The 13891-nt window shown below is 59.8% G+C and carries 12 protein-coding genes; 4 read left to right on the forward strand and 8 right to left on the reverse strand.

Annotated features, from left to right (window positions below):
- Positions 1 to 97: 97 nt before the first annotated feature.
- Both ACK83U_RS25875 and htpG read right to left on the reverse strand, forming a co-directional pair.
- The gene (locus ACK83U_RS25875; RefSeq protein WP_112603408.1) at positions 98 to 871 is read right to left on the reverse strand and encodes a siderophore-interacting protein; all 774 of its coding nucleotides are present in this window, start codon (positions 869 to 871) and stop codon (positions 98 to 100) included.
- Between the two features lie 274 nt (positions 872 to 1145).
- A complete protein-coding gene (gene htpG / locus ACK83U_RS25880; RefSeq protein WP_112603406.1) occupies positions 1146 to 3038 on the reverse strand; it encodes a molecular chaperone HtpG in 1893 nt (630 codons plus the stop codon).
- Positions 3039 to 3277: 239 nt separating this feature from the next.
- On the opposite strand from htpG, the gene ACK83U_RS25885 reads away from it, so the two are divergent.
- On the forward strand, positions 3278 to 3451 hold the full coding sequence (locus ACK83U_RS25885) for a hypothetical protein (RefSeq protein WP_183712330.1): 174 nt from the start codon (positions 3278 to 3280) through the stop codon (positions 3449 to 3451).
- Between the two features lie 76 nt (positions 3452 to 3527).
- On the opposite strand, the gene ACK83U_RS25890 is transcribed toward ACK83U_RS25885, so the two are convergent.
- The 3 genes from ACK83U_RS25890 to ACK83U_RS25900 all read right to left on the reverse strand — a co-directional run bounded on the left by ACK83U_RS25890 (position 3528) and on the right by ACK83U_RS25900 (position 6673).
- A complete protein-coding gene (locus ACK83U_RS25890) occupies positions 3528 to 4502 on the reverse strand; it encodes an alpha/beta fold hydrolase (protein ID WP_162707991.1) in 975 nt (324 codons plus the stop codon).
- 222 nt (positions 4503 to 4724) lie between these two features.
- The gene (locus tag ACK83U_RS25895) at positions 4725 to 5729 is read right to left on the reverse strand and encodes an alpha/beta hydrolase (protein WP_412474918.1); all 1005 of its coding nucleotides are present in this window, start codon (positions 5727 to 5729) and stop codon (positions 4725 to 4727) included.
- A gap of 254 nt (positions 5730 to 5983) precedes the next feature.
- Positions 5984 to 6673 (reverse strand): DJ-1/PfpI family protein, encoded by a 690-nt coding sequence (locus ACK83U_RS25900; protein WP_112603402.1) that lies wholly within the window; start codon positions 6671 to 6673, stop codon positions 5984 to 5986.
- Positions 6674 to 6758: 85 nt separating this feature from the next.
- On the opposite strand from ACK83U_RS25900, the gene ACK83U_RS25905 reads away from it, so the two are divergent.
- Both ACK83U_RS25905 and ACK83U_RS25910 read left to right on the forward strand, forming a co-directional pair.
- Entirely contained in the window at positions 6759 to 7709 is a 951-nt protein-coding gene (locus ACK83U_RS25905) for a helix-turn-helix domain-containing protein (protein WP_112603400.1), read from the forward strand.
- Positions 7710 to 7851: 142 nt separating this feature from the next.
- Positions 7852 to 8763, forward strand: coding sequence for an acetamidase/formamidase family protein (locus ACK83U_RS25910; RefSeq protein WP_112603398.1), 912 nt, complete (start codon positions 7852 to 7854; stop codon positions 8761 to 8763).
- A gap of 4 nt (positions 8764 to 8767) precedes the next feature.
- Here ACK83U_RS25910 and ACK83U_RS25915 read toward each other — a convergent pair whose 3' ends face one another.
- Positions 8768 to 10510 (reverse strand): cation:proton antiporter, encoded by a 1743-nt coding sequence (locus ACK83U_RS25915; RefSeq protein ID WP_112603396.1) that lies wholly within the window; start codon positions 10508 to 10510, stop codon positions 8768 to 8770.
- Between the two features lie 172 nt (positions 10511 to 10682).
- On the reverse strand, positions 10683 to 11729 hold the full coding sequence (locus tag ACK83U_RS25920) for an NAD(P)-dependent alcohol dehydrogenase (RefSeq protein WP_112603394.1): 1047 nt from the start codon (positions 11727 to 11729) through the stop codon (positions 10683 to 10685).
- A 257-nt stretch (positions 11730 to 11986) separates the two neighbouring features.
- Here ACK83U_RS25920 and ACK83U_RS25925 point away from each other — a divergent pair, with 257 nt between their 5' ends.
- The gene (locus ACK83U_RS25925) at positions 11987 to 12127 is read left to right on the forward strand and encodes a hypothetical protein (protein ID WP_162700965.1); all 141 of its coding nucleotides are present in this window, start codon (positions 11987 to 11989) and stop codon (positions 12125 to 12127) included.
- Positions 12128 to 12148: 21 nt separating this feature from the next.
- Here the strand turns inward: ACK83U_RS25925 and ACK83U_RS25930 are convergent, their stop codons facing one another.
- Entirely contained in the window at positions 12149 to 13603 is a 1455-nt protein-coding gene (locus ACK83U_RS25930; protein ID WP_112603536.1) for a DHA2 family efflux MFS transporter permease subunit, read from the reverse strand.
- Between the last annotated feature and the right edge of the window lie 288 nt (positions 13604 to 13891).

Genomic DNA, 13891 nt, shown 5'->3' on the forward strand with positions numbered 1-13891 from the left:
AATTGCGCCATGAAATGGGGCAGTCACCGGTTCCGGCAAGATGCCTTGAGCTCACATCGGTCGAAGCGGGCGACATCCCGCCGCCCGCGTGCCGCATTCAGTCGAATTTCTCCGTCGTATCGGCCTTGCCCTTGACCCAATAGCCGGACGCCTTGATCCAGCTCAGTGGATAGCCGCGTTCTTCGACTAGGTAGGAGCGCAAGGCACGCGTGACGGAGGCTTCGGCGGCGATCCAGACGAAAGTACCCGGGGCCACATCGATCGACTGAAGTATCTTCAGAAGCGAGGACGGATCCGCTGCCTCCGAGAGAGGCCGATATGCCCAGCGCATATCCAGCTGCGCATCGGTCTGAAATTCCTGATGTTCGTGCGCATCGGCAACCGCGACGATCGCCGTTATACGCGCATCCGCTCGCGCCTCTTCAATCCGGCGACCGATGGCCGGCAGCGCCGTCTCATCGCCGATCAGCAGCCAATTCTCGATATCCGCGGACACAACGGCCGAGCCGCGGGGGCCGCCGATCTCCAGCCTGTCGCCGACGCGAGCGTCGAGCGCCCATTGCGTAGCGGGGCCTGCCTCGTGGACGGCAAAATCGAGGACGAGCGTTCGCGCCTCGGTGTCGTATTGGCGAGGTGTATAGTCACGCCGCTCCATTTCCGCGCCGGCACCCGGCACCATCACCTTGATGTGGTCGTCGGGCGCAAGGCTGACGAAATCGGCGAGATCTTCGCCGGCCAGCCGAATGCGCAGCATGCCGGGAGTGATCCTGTCAACGCCTGTTACTGTCAGGAAGCGCCGCTTCAGTTCATGGCGCACGCGCTCGATCTTCGGGGCGGAGATGGCCGTGTTGGAATTATGGGGGGTATCCATGGGTGTCCTTTCGAGGCGCTTCGATCTCGATCCGCAGGACATAGCCACGCAGACCGAAGCCGCAGAGCCGTTCGATCATACGCGTTGAGTGACGTTAACGCTTACGTGGCCAAGCGATCCGGCCAGTGTGCACGTCCTCTATAAAAGACGACGTCCCCTTGCGCAACGAAAAGATGACAATTAGAGACAAGTTTTTTGCATCAACCGCCCAGGCGGACGCCAGCTCTGCCGAGCAGGTCGGCACGACTTTTCAAAGCCGTGCCGACCTGATTGATTACTGCAGCGCCTTCTCCATCAGTCGCGCCAGGCGCTCGGCAAAAGCGCGCGGATCGGCCGGCTTGTCGCCATCGAGAACGCGGGCCTGATCGAGCAGCAGGAAGGCCGCATCGTCGCGCAGGGACGGCGCATCCGCCTTGGCGGCAATCGCCTTGACGACCGGATGATCCATGTTGATTTCAAGGATCGGCTTGGCGCCGGACTGCAGGCGGCCAGCCCCCTGCAAGATTTTTTCCAGCTGGCGGTCATAACCCTGCTCGGACGCGACGAGGCAGACGGCGCTTTCGATCAGGCGATCGGATGCGCGAACATCGGAGACTTCATCGGCAAGCTTCTGCTTGGCATAGTCGAGGAAGGCCTGGACTTCGGCAGGCGCGCTTTCGCTTTCCGGCTTATCCTCATCATCCTGTTTCTTGAACTGGGCGAGATCGGCAGAGCCTTGCGTGATCGACTTGAAGCTCTTGCCCTCGAATTCCGGGGCATTGGTCACCCAGAAGCTGTCGACTGAATCGGTGAGCAACAGAACTTCGATGCCGCGGGCACGGAAGCCTTCGAGCTGCGGCGAAGCTTTCAGCTGCTCCAGGCTGCCGCCGACGAGATAGTAGATCGACTGCTGGCCCTCCTTGGCATCCCTGACGTAATCGGCAAGCGAGCGATAGCCGTCGCCCGAAGTCGTGGTGCGGAAGCGCGAAAGCGCCAGAAGCTGAGAACGACGTTCGAAGTCCTCGTAAATGCCTTCCTTGATGAGGCTGCCGAAATTCTCCCAGATCTTCAGGAAGGCGTCATGATCGCTCTCCGCCTGCTTCTCGATCGCCGTAATGATGCGGTTGGTGACGCCCTTGCGGATCGCCGTCAGGATCGGGCTTTCCTGAATCATCTCACGCGAGACGTTGAGCGGCAGGTCCGACGTGTCGACGAGACCGCGCACGAAGCGTAGATAGCGCGGCAGCAATTCCGCCTCGTCGGTGATGAAGACGCGTTTCACATAAAGTTTCATGCGCCCCTTGCGATCCGGATCGAAGAGATCGAAGGGCTGCGAGCCCGGTACGAAGGCGAGCGCCGAATATTCATGGCGACCCTCGGCGCGGAAATGCACGGTCAGTGCCGGCTCGTCATACTGGCCGGAAACGCCGCGATAGAAATCGGTATACTCCTCGGTCGTGATGTCGTTCTTCGACTTGGTCCACAGCGCTGTACCGTCGGTGAGCTGCGTTGCCTCCTCGCCGGGCTTCTCGGCTATCTTGATCGGCACCGGCACATGACCGGATTGCTCCTTGACGATGCGCTCGACGGTCCAGCGCGATGCATAGCTCTTGGCATCCTCCATCAGATGCAGCGTGATGCGGGTGCCGCGCGCGGGAGCCTCGCTCACCTCGACGGGCGCAATGCTGTAGCCACCCTTGCCGTCGGAAGACCAGAGCCAGGCATCCTCGGCGCCGGCCCGGCGGGAGATGACGTCGACGCGATCGGCCACCATGAAACAGGAATAGAAGCCGACGCCGAACTGGCCGATGAGTTGCGCGCCCTCGCCCTGCTTGTTGGCCTCGATGCGCTCCATGAAGGCGCGCGTGCCGGAGCGGGCGATCGTGCCGAGCGCCTCGATCATCTCGTCGCGGCTCATGCCGATGCCGTTGTCTTCCACGATGAGCCTGCCGCTATCGGCGTCGAGCGTCAGCAGGATACGGCTGTCGGGATCGTTCGCAAGCAGGCCGGGTTGCGCAATCGCCTCGTAACGCAGCTTTTCGCAGGCATCGGCCGCGTTCGAGATCAGCTCGCGCAGGAAGACATCCTTATCCGAATAAACCGAGTGAACCATCATATGCAGAAGGCGGGCAACGTCGGCCTCGAAGACGTGGCTCTCGGCGGTCATCTCTGCGGTGGTGGTTGTCATATGCGTCTAGTCTCCTGGGAATGTTGAAAGTCGCGCCGAACAGGTGGCGGAAGACGAGGGAAATTTCAAGCTTGGGCGGCCAATAAGGTTGGCCTTCGGCCGCGACAGAAGGTGCCGCTCCGGCTTTCCAGCCATCATGAAACGCGCGGGTAGAATATCGGAGACCTACCGGCACAAAGCCCGAAGCTTGACTTTATGCGATCAATATGAGAACATAAAGTGAACATATGGAGATATCCATGACCAAAGCCCAGCAAGTCATCGAACGTGCAATGACCTTTGTCGCTGTCTCGAAGGCCCTTCGGGAGCGCGAACAGGAACGGCGCGCCACATGGACGCGCCGTGTCGAAATCAGCCGGCCGCTACCGCCCTTGCCGCGCGCCGTTCAGCTTTCGTTGAAACTCGACAGCTGAAGTGGTGAGGGTGGTAACAGCACCCGGCAGGCTGTGAAGCGCCCGCCTTTCGGCGGGCGCATGATCTTCGGATTGCTTATGCCTTGAAGAAGGCGAGCAGGTCCGCGTTGATCACGTCCGCATGCGTCGTGGCCATGCCGTGCGGGAGGCCCTTGTAGACCTTGAGCGTGCCGTTCTTCAGCAGCTTCGAGGACAGAAGGGCCGAGTCCGCGATCGGCACGATCTGGTCGTCGTCGCCATGCATGACGAGCGTCGGCACTTCGATCTTCTTCAAGTCTTCGGTGAAGTCCGTTTCAGAGAAAGCCTTGATACAATCATAATGGGCCTTTGTGCCGCCCATCATGCCCTGACGCCACCAATTGTCGATGACGCCCTGCGAAACAGCGGCGCCGGGACGATTGAAGCCATAGAACGGCCCCGCCGGAACATCGCGGAAGAATTGAGCGCGGTTGGCCGCAAGTGCTGCACGGAAGCCATCAAAGACTTCGAGCGGCAGGCCGCCGGGGTTCTTGTCGGACTTGACCATGATCGGCGGTACGGCGCCGATCAGCACGGCCTTCGAGACGCGACCATGGCCGCCGTACTGGGCGACATAGCGCGCAACTTCGCCGCCGCCTGTCGAATGGCCGACATGGATGGCGCCCTTGAGATCAAGATGCTCGGCCAGAGCCGCCACATCGGCGGCATAGGTATCCATTTCATTTCCGGTCGCCGTCTGGCTGGAGCGGCCGTGGCCGCGACGGTCGTGGGCGATGACGCGGTAGCCCTGGTGAAGGAAGAATAGCATCTGGGCGTCCCAATCGTCTGAGCTCAGGGGCCATCCGTGATGGAAGACGATCGGCTGGCCTGTTCCCCAGTCCTTATAAAAGATCTGCGTGCCGTCCTTGGTGGTGATCGTGCTGCTGCTCATTGTGTCCTTACCTTTCGAAGTTGGCTGCTTTGTAGAGGCTTGTGCAGGTTGAGCGAAGGGGGCGACGGCTGCAGCGGCGGCAAGGCCGAGCCCGGCTGTCATAACGCCCCGACGGGTAGCTTGAGGGATCGACTGGCTCATTTCAATCTCCACTTAAATTTATCGCGCGACTTATTATCGCGTCATCTATATGATTAGCGTATTTCGATTTTCATGTCCACACAAAATTATCTAGCGATTATTTATTGCGATAATCAATTGAAAGGCAATTATTTAATTTCGTGGACTTGCGAAGTCACATCGGTCTCTTGAACGAAAGTTTCGAAATCAGGCGCTGCTTAACTGTTGATAATTGCGCGATAATTATTGCATGGGCTTATCGACAAAATGCGCAATCGCGAATTGCGCGACGCGTTCATTCGACTTCCTCGCATCATCGAGCCAGAACGGGAAAATCTGCCATTGATGGATCATCCCTGGCCAGACTTCTAAGCTCACATTGCCGCCTGCCTGGCGTACCTTATCTGCGAACCGCCAGGTGTCATCGAGCAGTGCCTCACGCGCGCCGACCTGGATCAACAGTGGGGGAAACCCCGAGACATTGCCATAGAACGGCGACATGTCGGGATCGACTGCTGGACGATCACGCGCAAACGCATCGTGGATGAGGGTGAGCTCGGCCTTGTTCATGAAAGGGTCACTGGCAGCGTTGGCGGCCAGGGACGCCCCCGTTGCGGCGAAGTCGGTGATCGGGCTCATCGCGACCACAGCAGCGGGAAGCGGACCACTCAGCCTAAGCTGGTTCAAAACGACTTCGATGGCCAGAGTTGCACCAACCGACTCGCCGGCGATAACGATGTTGCCGGCCTTGTATCCCGATGTCAGAAGCCAGCGATAAGCCGCAATGGCATCATCTCTTTGCGCGGGGAAGCGATTTTCGGGCGCGAGGCGATAGTCGACCAACAGCACATCGGCCGAGGCCGCCTTGGCGAGCGAACCGGCTATGTTGGCGTGCGTCCGAAGCGAGCCGCTATAGAAACCGCCGCCATGCAGATAAAGAATGGCACGCCGGCCGATTGGATGATGCAACCGAGCCGGCCAGATGAGATCACCATCCACACCGTTCGCGTCGACACGCCGTATCTGGACACGCGCCGGGCCTGGCGTCGATGCCATGAGCTTCTCGAAAGCGGAGCGGCGCTGCGACAGATCGGCTCCGGACACCGCACCGCTATCGCGCAAAGTGCCGATCAGCTTCTCGATCTGCTCGCTTGAAGTCTTTGTCTGCGGGGCGATCTCGGAGGTTTCGGCGGCTGCAGCTTGCGATATCAACCCTGGGCCTGCGCCTATCAGAACGGCCATTGCCATGACGAAGCAACATATCCAGCGTAATGATCGGAACTCGTTCATCAAATAAGCCTTTTCCCCGCAAGGCCGTGGACGCCATCGTGATGCCACGGTCGCAGAAAAGCTATTTGTGTCAAGTATGGTGGGCAAGATGGGACACGAATTCCATTCATCCGCCTGCCCGTCATTCATCGCCTCGACATGATCAACCGATGATCGCTTCCCTATCGGTGCTCCGTTTCATTGAGGTGACAGTGCCGGTGGACAAGTCCTTTTCATTCAGCGCCATGTCTGGCCGCCGCGAGGCGAGCGATGATCGCCTGCCGTGCCATTCTCGAGCCCGCAAGGCGTTGCCTGGTTTTAGCCAGCACCTCAACGCTGGCCTTCTCGGGCAATCCGGAATGAAACGGCGGCTCGGGCGCGTATTCCAGCGACAACTGGATCGCTTCGGCTTCCTCTCGACCGCGCAAGGCGGCAACGATCGTCAGTCCGAAATCGATACCGGCCGTAACACCGCCCGCGGTGAAGAGATTGCCATCCCGCACGACGCGCCCCGGCGAGGCAACGGCTCCGAAATTCTCGAGGAAGTCAAGCGCATTCCAATGGGTCGTGGCCTTCTTGCCCTTGAGCAGGCCGGCCGCTCCAAGGACGAGAGAACCGGTGCATACCGATGTCACGAAGCGGGCTTGGGCCGCCTGTTTCCGGACGAAGCTCAGAACGTCCGCATCCTCCAGCAATGCATTGACGCCGACACCGCCGGGCACGCAGATGACGTCAAGCGGCGGGCATTCGGCAAACGTCGTTGTTGGCTGCAACACCAGCTTCGTTGCCGACACGATGGGCGACGTGTCCTTCCACAAGAGATGCACCTCCGCATCATCCATCGAGGCGAATACCTCGTAGGGTGCGGTCAGGTCGAGTTGCTGGACGCCTGGAAACGCAAGCAGGCCGAAGCGAATGGTCATGACATGTCTCCGACGATTGACTTTTCCGAGCCTATGCGACAATGCTCTGGCATGTTTGCCAAACCACCGTCATTTTTTGCCAATCATGCGCCTTATCGAAATTCTTGCCTTCGACAACGCCCAACTGCTTGACATCACGGGTCCGCTGCAGGTTTTCACCAGCGCCAACGAGGCGGCGCGTGAGCTCGATCAGCCGAAACCCTACGAAGCCATCGTTGTCGCGGAAAACCCACAGACCCGAACCAGCTCTGGTCTCGCGCTGATGACCGCCCCACTCGGCAGCAGCGATATTCCGCTCGACACCTTGATCATCGCCGGCGGCTGGGGCGTCAATAAAGCCTGTGAGAACCTCGGCCTGATCGAATGGGTGCGCCGGCGAGCCGCGAATGCTCGTCGGATAGCCTCCGTCTGCAGCGGCGCCTTTCTGCTTGCGGAAGCCGGTCTTCTGGATGGGCGGCGGGCAGCGACCCATTGGAATCGTTGCGAAGAATTTGCCAAGCGCTTTCCGCAAGTGAAGCTCGAGCCCGATCCGATCTTCGTCCAGGACGGGCAGATCTGGAGTTCCGCCGGCGTGACTGCCGGGATCGATCTTTCGCTTGCTTTGGTCGAGGCCGATCTTGGTCGCTCGTTGGCACTTTCCGTGGCTCGCGAACTCGTCGTCTTCCTCAAGCGTCCGGGGGGCCAGGCGCAGTTCAGCGCGGCGCTGAGGCTTCAGGAAAGCGGCCAACGCTTCGATCGTCTGCATGGCTGGATCATGGACAATCTGCGCGCCGATCTTTCCCTGCCGGCGCTCGCCGAGCAGGCAAATATGAGCGCACGCAGCTTCTCGCGCCACTATCTGAAAGCGACCGGGCGGACACCTGCACGCGCGGTGGAGGAAATCCGCATCGAAGCGGCCCGCCGCCTTCTGGAAGAAGGCCTGAGCGTGCATCAGGCACGCATGCGCTGCGGCTTCAGTTCGGAAGAAACCATGCGGCGCAATTTCATGCGGAAATTCGGCACGACGCCGCAGGCATTTCGCGATCATTTTGGATGAGGCCTGACTGCGTCGGCAACCATTTGTCCCGCACTTCAGCAAAGTGGGCCTTTCTGCATAAATATGGTCGCTGCGCCCTTTCCCAGACGTTCAGAGTCGTCATAGGCTGCCGCGACCGGAATCCACACAAGGCTTAAGCAAGATGGCAATGCACCGTTTCGTTCCCAACACCTATCACAATGTCATCGGCTCGCTACCACCGGCCTTGCATGTTGCCGATGGCGATACGGTCGTTACCGAAACGCTCGATGCCGCCGGCTACGACAAAAACGATATTCGCCAGATATCCGGCCCCAATCCGATGAACGGGCCGATCTTCATCGAGGGCGCCGAGCTGGGAGATTCTCTCAAGGTCGAGATTCTCGCAATGGTACCGACGCGCGATACAGGCTTTACCCGTAGCGTGGTCGCCGCCAATGTCGTCGATCCGCATAACGTACGCGACTTGCCGGCAGGCGAGAGGGCGATCTGGCAGATCGACCGCCAGAATCTTACGACACGACTGGCCGAACCGGTCGCGGGTCTCGAGACACTTACCCTGCCGCTCGCTCCGATGATCGGCTGCTTCGGGGTCGCGCCGTCTCTCGGTCAGGCCATATCGACCGCCACCAGCGGCGAATTCGGCGGCAACATGGATTATCGCCTGCTTGGGCCTGGCACGACCGTCTGGTTTCCGGTCGCGGCGCCGGGCGCGCTTTTCTTCCTCGGCGATTGCCATGCGGTGCAAGGGGACGGCGAGATCGTTGGCACCGGCATTGAGACCACATTCGAGGTGACGGTGCGCCTGAGCGTGGAAAAGAAGAAGACGATCGTCTGGCCGCGCGGAGAGACGGCAGAGGATATTTTCACCATAGGCAATGCCCGGCCGCTCGATCAGGCCCTGCAACACGCCACCAGCGAAATGCTGCGCTGGCTCGGCTCAGATTACGGTCTCGACAAGACTGCGGCTAGCCACCTGCTCGGTCAGGTCGTGCGCTACGATGTCGGCAACGTCTTCGACCCTGCCTACACCATGGCCTGCCGGGTCTCGAAATCCTGGCTGAAACGCCGATAAAATATCAGCTCGCATCCTGGGAAAGGTCGCGCCGCTGGCGCGACACGTTGCTTTCCTGCCGCTCCCGCGCCATGCGGCTGACGGCGGCACGCAGCTGTGGATGCCGCGACATGAACAGATTGAAGTCGCGGCGGTCCAGCACGAAGAGCTGACAGAAATCGACGGCGACGACATCGGCCGTGCGGCGCGCGCCCGTCAGCAGCGCCATTTCGCCGAAAAAGGCCCCGGCGCCGAGCCGGATCTCGTCATCCTCCAGCTGTACCTCAACAGCGCCCGAAGCGATGAAGAACATGCTGTCGCCACGATCGCCGGTTCTGATCACCCGGTCGCCGGGCGACGCCGATCTCGGGCGGAAGAGCAGCAGCAGCTCCTCATGCTCGTTATCATCAAGTTCGGCAAACATCGGGAAAGTTTCGATGAGCTGCTCGATCTCGAGATGATGCTGGCGATCACGCTCCTCGCGCTGCTTGTTGATGACGGCCAACTGGCGGCGAAGAGCCTCCTGCTTGGCCATGCCATATTTGTTCGCCAGGAAGGGCCAGCGCGCAAAGGCCCAGTTTTCCAGCTTTTCCGTGGCGTAGAAAGCCAGCGGATTGAGCGTGATCGACAGGATCGCACCGGCAAGGATGAGATCCTGTCCTTCCCGCGTCAGCAGCCCGAGCGAGACGCCGAGCCCGGCCAGAATGAAGGAGAACTCACCGATCTGCGCAAGTCCGGCGGCAACTGCAAAGCCGATGCTGGCGGGATAGCGCAGCAGCAGCACGACACAGAAAGCGATCAACGCCTTGCCGAGCATGATCAAAGCAAGCACGCCGATAATCATCAGCGGTTCGCGGATCAAAACCGACGGATCGAAGAGCATGCCGACGGACACGAAGAATAGCACCGAAAAGGCATTCTGCAATGGCAGGGAGTCGGCCGCCGCCCTGTGGCTGAGATGCGATTCACTCATCACAAGGCCGGCAAAGAAGGCGCCGAGCGCAAAGGATACGCCGAAGATTTCTGCTGCACCGAAGGCAATGCCGAGCGCAATTGCCAACACCGACAGCGTGAAAAGTTCGCGCGAACCCGTGCGCGCAACCGAGGTCAGGAGCCATGGCACCACACGCGGGCCGATGAAGATCGCGACAGCCGCGAAGGCTGCGACCTTGAGCAGCGTCATGCCGATCGTCAGCCAGATCGAACCGGAAGCGGCATGACCACCGGCATCCGCATGACCGCCCAGAACACCGGCAAAGGCCGGCAAGAGCACGAGCGCAAGCACCATGGCCAGATCTTCGACAATCAGCCAGCCGACGGCGACACGGCCATTGGTCGAACTCACGAGATTGCGCTCTTCCAGCGCCTTCAGCAGCACGACCGTACTGGCAACGGCAAGACTGAGGCCAAAGACCACGCCTGCGCCGACGCTCCAGCCCCATAGCGACGTCAAACCCACACCGAGCAGCGTCGCAATCGCAATCTGGCCGATGGCTCCGGGAATGGCGACGCCGCGTACCGCCAGCAAATCAGCGGCCGAGAAATGCAGGCCGACGCCGAACATCAGCAGGATGACACCAATCTCGGCCAATTGCGATGCGAGGGAAACATCGGCGACAAAACCAGGGGTTGACGAACCTATGATGACGCCAGCCACCAGATAACCGACCAGCGGCGGCAGATGCAGCCTGTCGGCCAGATAGCCGAAAATGGCCGCGAATACGAAGCCCGCGGCAATCAATGCGATCAATGCAACGTCGTGCGGCACGGCTGTCCTTCCCGTTTCACGGCGTTAAAGCCTGTTTCCCTCTTTGAGAGGCTACCTAGCATCGCTTTTGCAGGGCCGTCTACGGGAGATATGAAACCTAAGGGAAAACATCGCCTTGCCGATGCGTGAAGCCCGCAAAGGACTTGAGGCAAGGCGATGTGACAGCGAAACCCTATTGGTCGAGGACGATCTGTAATTTGACGTCGGTCGGACGGGCCTCAACAGCGCGATCGAAAGCCTTGATCGAGTCCTCGAAGTCAAATGTCTCGGATATCAAGGGCTTCAGATCGACTCGACCGGAGGCGATCAGCGCGATCGAACGCTCATACTGATGCGCGTAGCGGAAAACCGTTTCGATGCGGATCTCCTTGGTCGACGCCGTCGAGACGTCGAAGCCGACCGGATTGACCGGCAGGCCGACGGCAACGATGACACCGCCGGGGCGCGGCAGCGCCATCACCGTTTCCCACGCCTTCGGCGAGCCCGAGCATTCGAAGATGACATCCGCACCCCAGCCATCGGTCAAGCGATCGACCTCTTCGACGAGATTCTTCTCGCGAATATTGACCGGAATGACGCCCTGATACTGCGCGGCGATATCGAGTTTCGGCTGGGCGAGATCGGCAACGATCGCCCGCGCGCAGCCGCCGGCAAGGGCTGCAACCGCAACCATGATACCGATCGGGCCGGCGCCGAGTACGACGGCGGTGTCGCCAGGCGTGATGCGCGCCTTGGTGGCTGCCTGCATGCCGACGGCGAAGGGCTCGACCATCGCCCCTTCCGCAAAGCTGACATTATCGGGTAGTTTGAAGGTGTAGTTGGCCGGGTGCACGACGAAGGGGGTCAGCACGCCATGGATCGGCGGTGTCGCCCAGAAGGTGACGGCGGGATCGACATTGTACATGCCGAGACGGCTGGCCTTGGAATTGGCATCGGGAATGCCGGGCTCCATGCAGACACGGTCGCCGATCTTCAGATGCGTCACGCCTGCGCCGACTTCCACCACCGTTCCCGCCGCTTCGTGCCCAAGCACCATCGGCTCGTTGACGATGAAGGGGCCGATTTTTCCGTGGGTGTAATAGTGCACATCCGATCCGCAGACGCCGACAGTGTGGATCTTGATTTTCACCTGGCCAGGCCCGACCTCCTGCGGCAGATCGATATCGCGGATCGCCAGTTCATGCTGACGCTCCAAAACCAGGGCACGCATCTTGCTCATTGCCGTTTCCTCTTTCAAAATCAGCCACCGTCCCGCTGATACGGGCACGAAATCCTTGTTCGTTATATCGTCTGAGCCAGCATCATAAAACGCTCTTTAGGCTCTTGCAGATGAAGTTCGACGGCTCCCTTCGGCCATCAAAATATGCCTCATCCTCAAAATATTAGAGAATACTTATTATTTAGCTCGCTATTGCCGACATTGACTGGCGTTCCATTTCTTGTCTTTCTAATCACTAATGAGAAGGAGGGCTCATTATGGCAGTATATGATTGGACCGGTCAGCGCGCCCGCCGGAGGAAGATGATGCGCGCGGCAAGCGTCGCAATGCTTCTGATCATCCTGATGGCGATTCCGGCAATATTGCTGCATTATAATCTCATCCAATTCCCATACTAACCACTTCGAATATTGACATCGCTACGCCGCCTTCCTTGCGTTCTGTTTTGGCTTGCGCGAAACGTTGTCACCTGCCTTGCGGTCAAGCGGCAAACAATCCAGCACGGCCAGAAGCGCGATGATGCCGAGCAGCACGAAGGCCAGACGGAACTCGATGGCGACGACACCATCGACCCCCAATGGCGCACTGATTGCCTGGCCGATACGTATGCCGATAGCGCCAACCGCGATGCCCATGCCCATCGTCAGCTGAAAGACGGTGCTGAACAGCGTGTTGGCACCCGTCATCTGCCCCGGTGGGATATCGGCAAAAGCGATCGTGTTGAGTGCCGTAAAGTGCATCGACCGGCACATGCCGCCGATGAACAGCACCGGCACGACGAACCAGAGCGGCGTATCGGGCGAAAACAGCGCACAGGCGGCAATGAAGATGGCGTTCAGAAGACCATTGACGATCAGTACCGGCTTGAAGCCGAAGCGGCGCAGAATAGGCGTCGTTGCCGGCTTCATCGCCAGATTGCCGGCGAAAACGGCGAGCGTCAGCATGCCCGCATGAAAGGCGCTGAGCCCGAAGCCGACCTGAAACATCAGCGGCAGGAGGAATGGCACGGCACCGATAGCGGTGCGGAACAACGATCCGCCTGAGATGGTGATGGCGAACGTCGGCAGCTTCAGCCCGGAGAGATCGATGAGCGGATGCTCCGTGCGGAGAAAATGGAAAACGGCGATGGCCAGCAGGACACAGCCGACGATCACGTAGGTCCAGGCTTCCAGCCAGACCGGATCTGGGCGACCGATCAGTTCCAGCCCATACATCAGGCTCGCAAGCCCGATGCCGCTGACGATAAAGCCGATCCAATCAAACGGTGGGCGCGCCGTGCTTTTCGTTTCCGGAATGAGCATGAGCGCAAAAATGAAAGCCAATATGCCGAGCGGCAGATTGAGGAAGAAGATCCAACGCCAGCTTGCATGGTCGGTGATGAAGCCGCCGAGCGGCGGCCCGAGGATCGGCGCCACCAACGCCGGCCAGGTGATCGTCGCAATGGCCGAGATCAGCTTGTCCTTCGGCGTATTGTTCAAGACGACAAGCCGGCCCACCGGCACCATCATCGCGCCGCCGATGCCCTGCAGGATACGCATGGCAACAAAGGAGCCGACGCCATTGGCAAAACCGCAGAGGACGGAGGCGAGCGTGAAAATGACGACGGCGGTCGTGAAGACCAGACGCGCGCCGAAGCGATCACTGATCCAGCCGCTGATCGGAATGAAGACGCCAAGCGTCAGCAGATAGGCGCTCATGCCGATATTGAGATCGACCGGGCGGGCGCCGAAGGAAATGGCCATCTGCGGCAATGCGGTCGCGATGACAGTACCGTCGAGATTCTCCATGAAGAAGGCGCCAGCCACGAGCAGTGCAATCAACAGCGAACGCGAGCCCACCTCCCGTACCTCCTCCCCGTGCCCAGGTGTGGACATATCATTCATGGATCAGCAACTCCGAATCCGCCTCGCATCCCGCCTGCATTTAACCGGTTCGGGAACGTTTACGATAGCCGAAATCGTCCCATCAATCGATTGAGCGATCACGTTTCGCTTAGCGGTTGGTGCGCAATTTGATTTCCACGCCGATACCGTTGCCGACCCAAACAGGCCCGAGGCTAACCTGTTCAAATCGGTGAACAGATCGGTCAATTCGTTGCCAGTAGGCATGTATATGGAAGACATGCTAGGGTTTTCATCGAAAAATGCCGCGGGAAGTACAAT

The sequence above is a fragment of the Rhizobium sp. WW22 genome, assembly GCF_047041135.1.
GTDB lineage: Bacteria > Pseudomonadota > Alphaproteobacteria > Rhizobiales > Rhizobiaceae > Rhizobium.

Bases quoted from the DNA above. Each gene is read 5' to 3' on its own strand.
- ACK83U_RS25875 (WP_112603408.1), bottom strand. From the start codon at position 871: ATGGATACCCCCCATAATTCCAACACGGCCATCTCCGCCCCGAAGATC.
- htpG (WP_112603406.1), bottom strand. From the start codon at position 3,038: ATGACAACCACCACCGCAGAGATGACCGCCGAGAGCCACGTCTTCGAG.
- ACK83U_RS25885 (WP_183712330.1), top strand. From the start codon at position 3,278: ATGACCAAAGCCCAGCAAGTCATCGAACGTGCAATGACCTTTGTCGCT.
- ACK83U_RS25890 (WP_162707991.1), bottom strand. From the start codon at position 4,502: ATGAGCCAGTCGATCCCTCAAGCTACCCGTCGGGGCGTTATGACAGCC.
- ACK83U_RS25895 (WP_412474918.1), bottom strand. From the start codon at position 5,729: ATGGCAATGGCCGTTCTGATAGGCGCAGGCCCAGGGTTGATATCGCAA.
- ACK83U_RS25900 (WP_112603402.1), bottom strand. From the start codon at position 6,673: ATGACCATTCGCTTCGGCCTGCTTGCGTTTCCAGGCGTCCAGCAACTC.
- ACK83U_RS25905 (WP_112603400.1), top strand. From the start codon at position 6,759: ATGCGCCTTATCGAAATTCTTGCCTTCGACAACGCCCAACTGCTTGAC.
- ACK83U_RS25910 (WP_112603398.1), top strand. From the start codon at position 7,852: ATGGCAATGCACCGTTTCGTTCCCAACACCTATCACAATGTCATCGGC.
- ACK83U_RS25920 (WP_112603394.1), bottom strand. From the start codon at position 11,729: ATGAGCAAGATGCGTGCCCTGGTTTTGGAGCGTCAGCATGAACTGGCG.
- ACK83U_RS25925 (WP_162700965.1), top strand. From the start codon at position 11,987: ATGGCAGTATATGATTGGACCGGTCAGCGCGCCCGCCGGAGGAAGATG.
- ACK83U_RS25930 (WP_112603536.1), bottom strand. From the start codon at position 13,603: ATGTCCACACCTGGGCACGGGGAGGAGGTACGGGAGGTGGGCTCGCGT.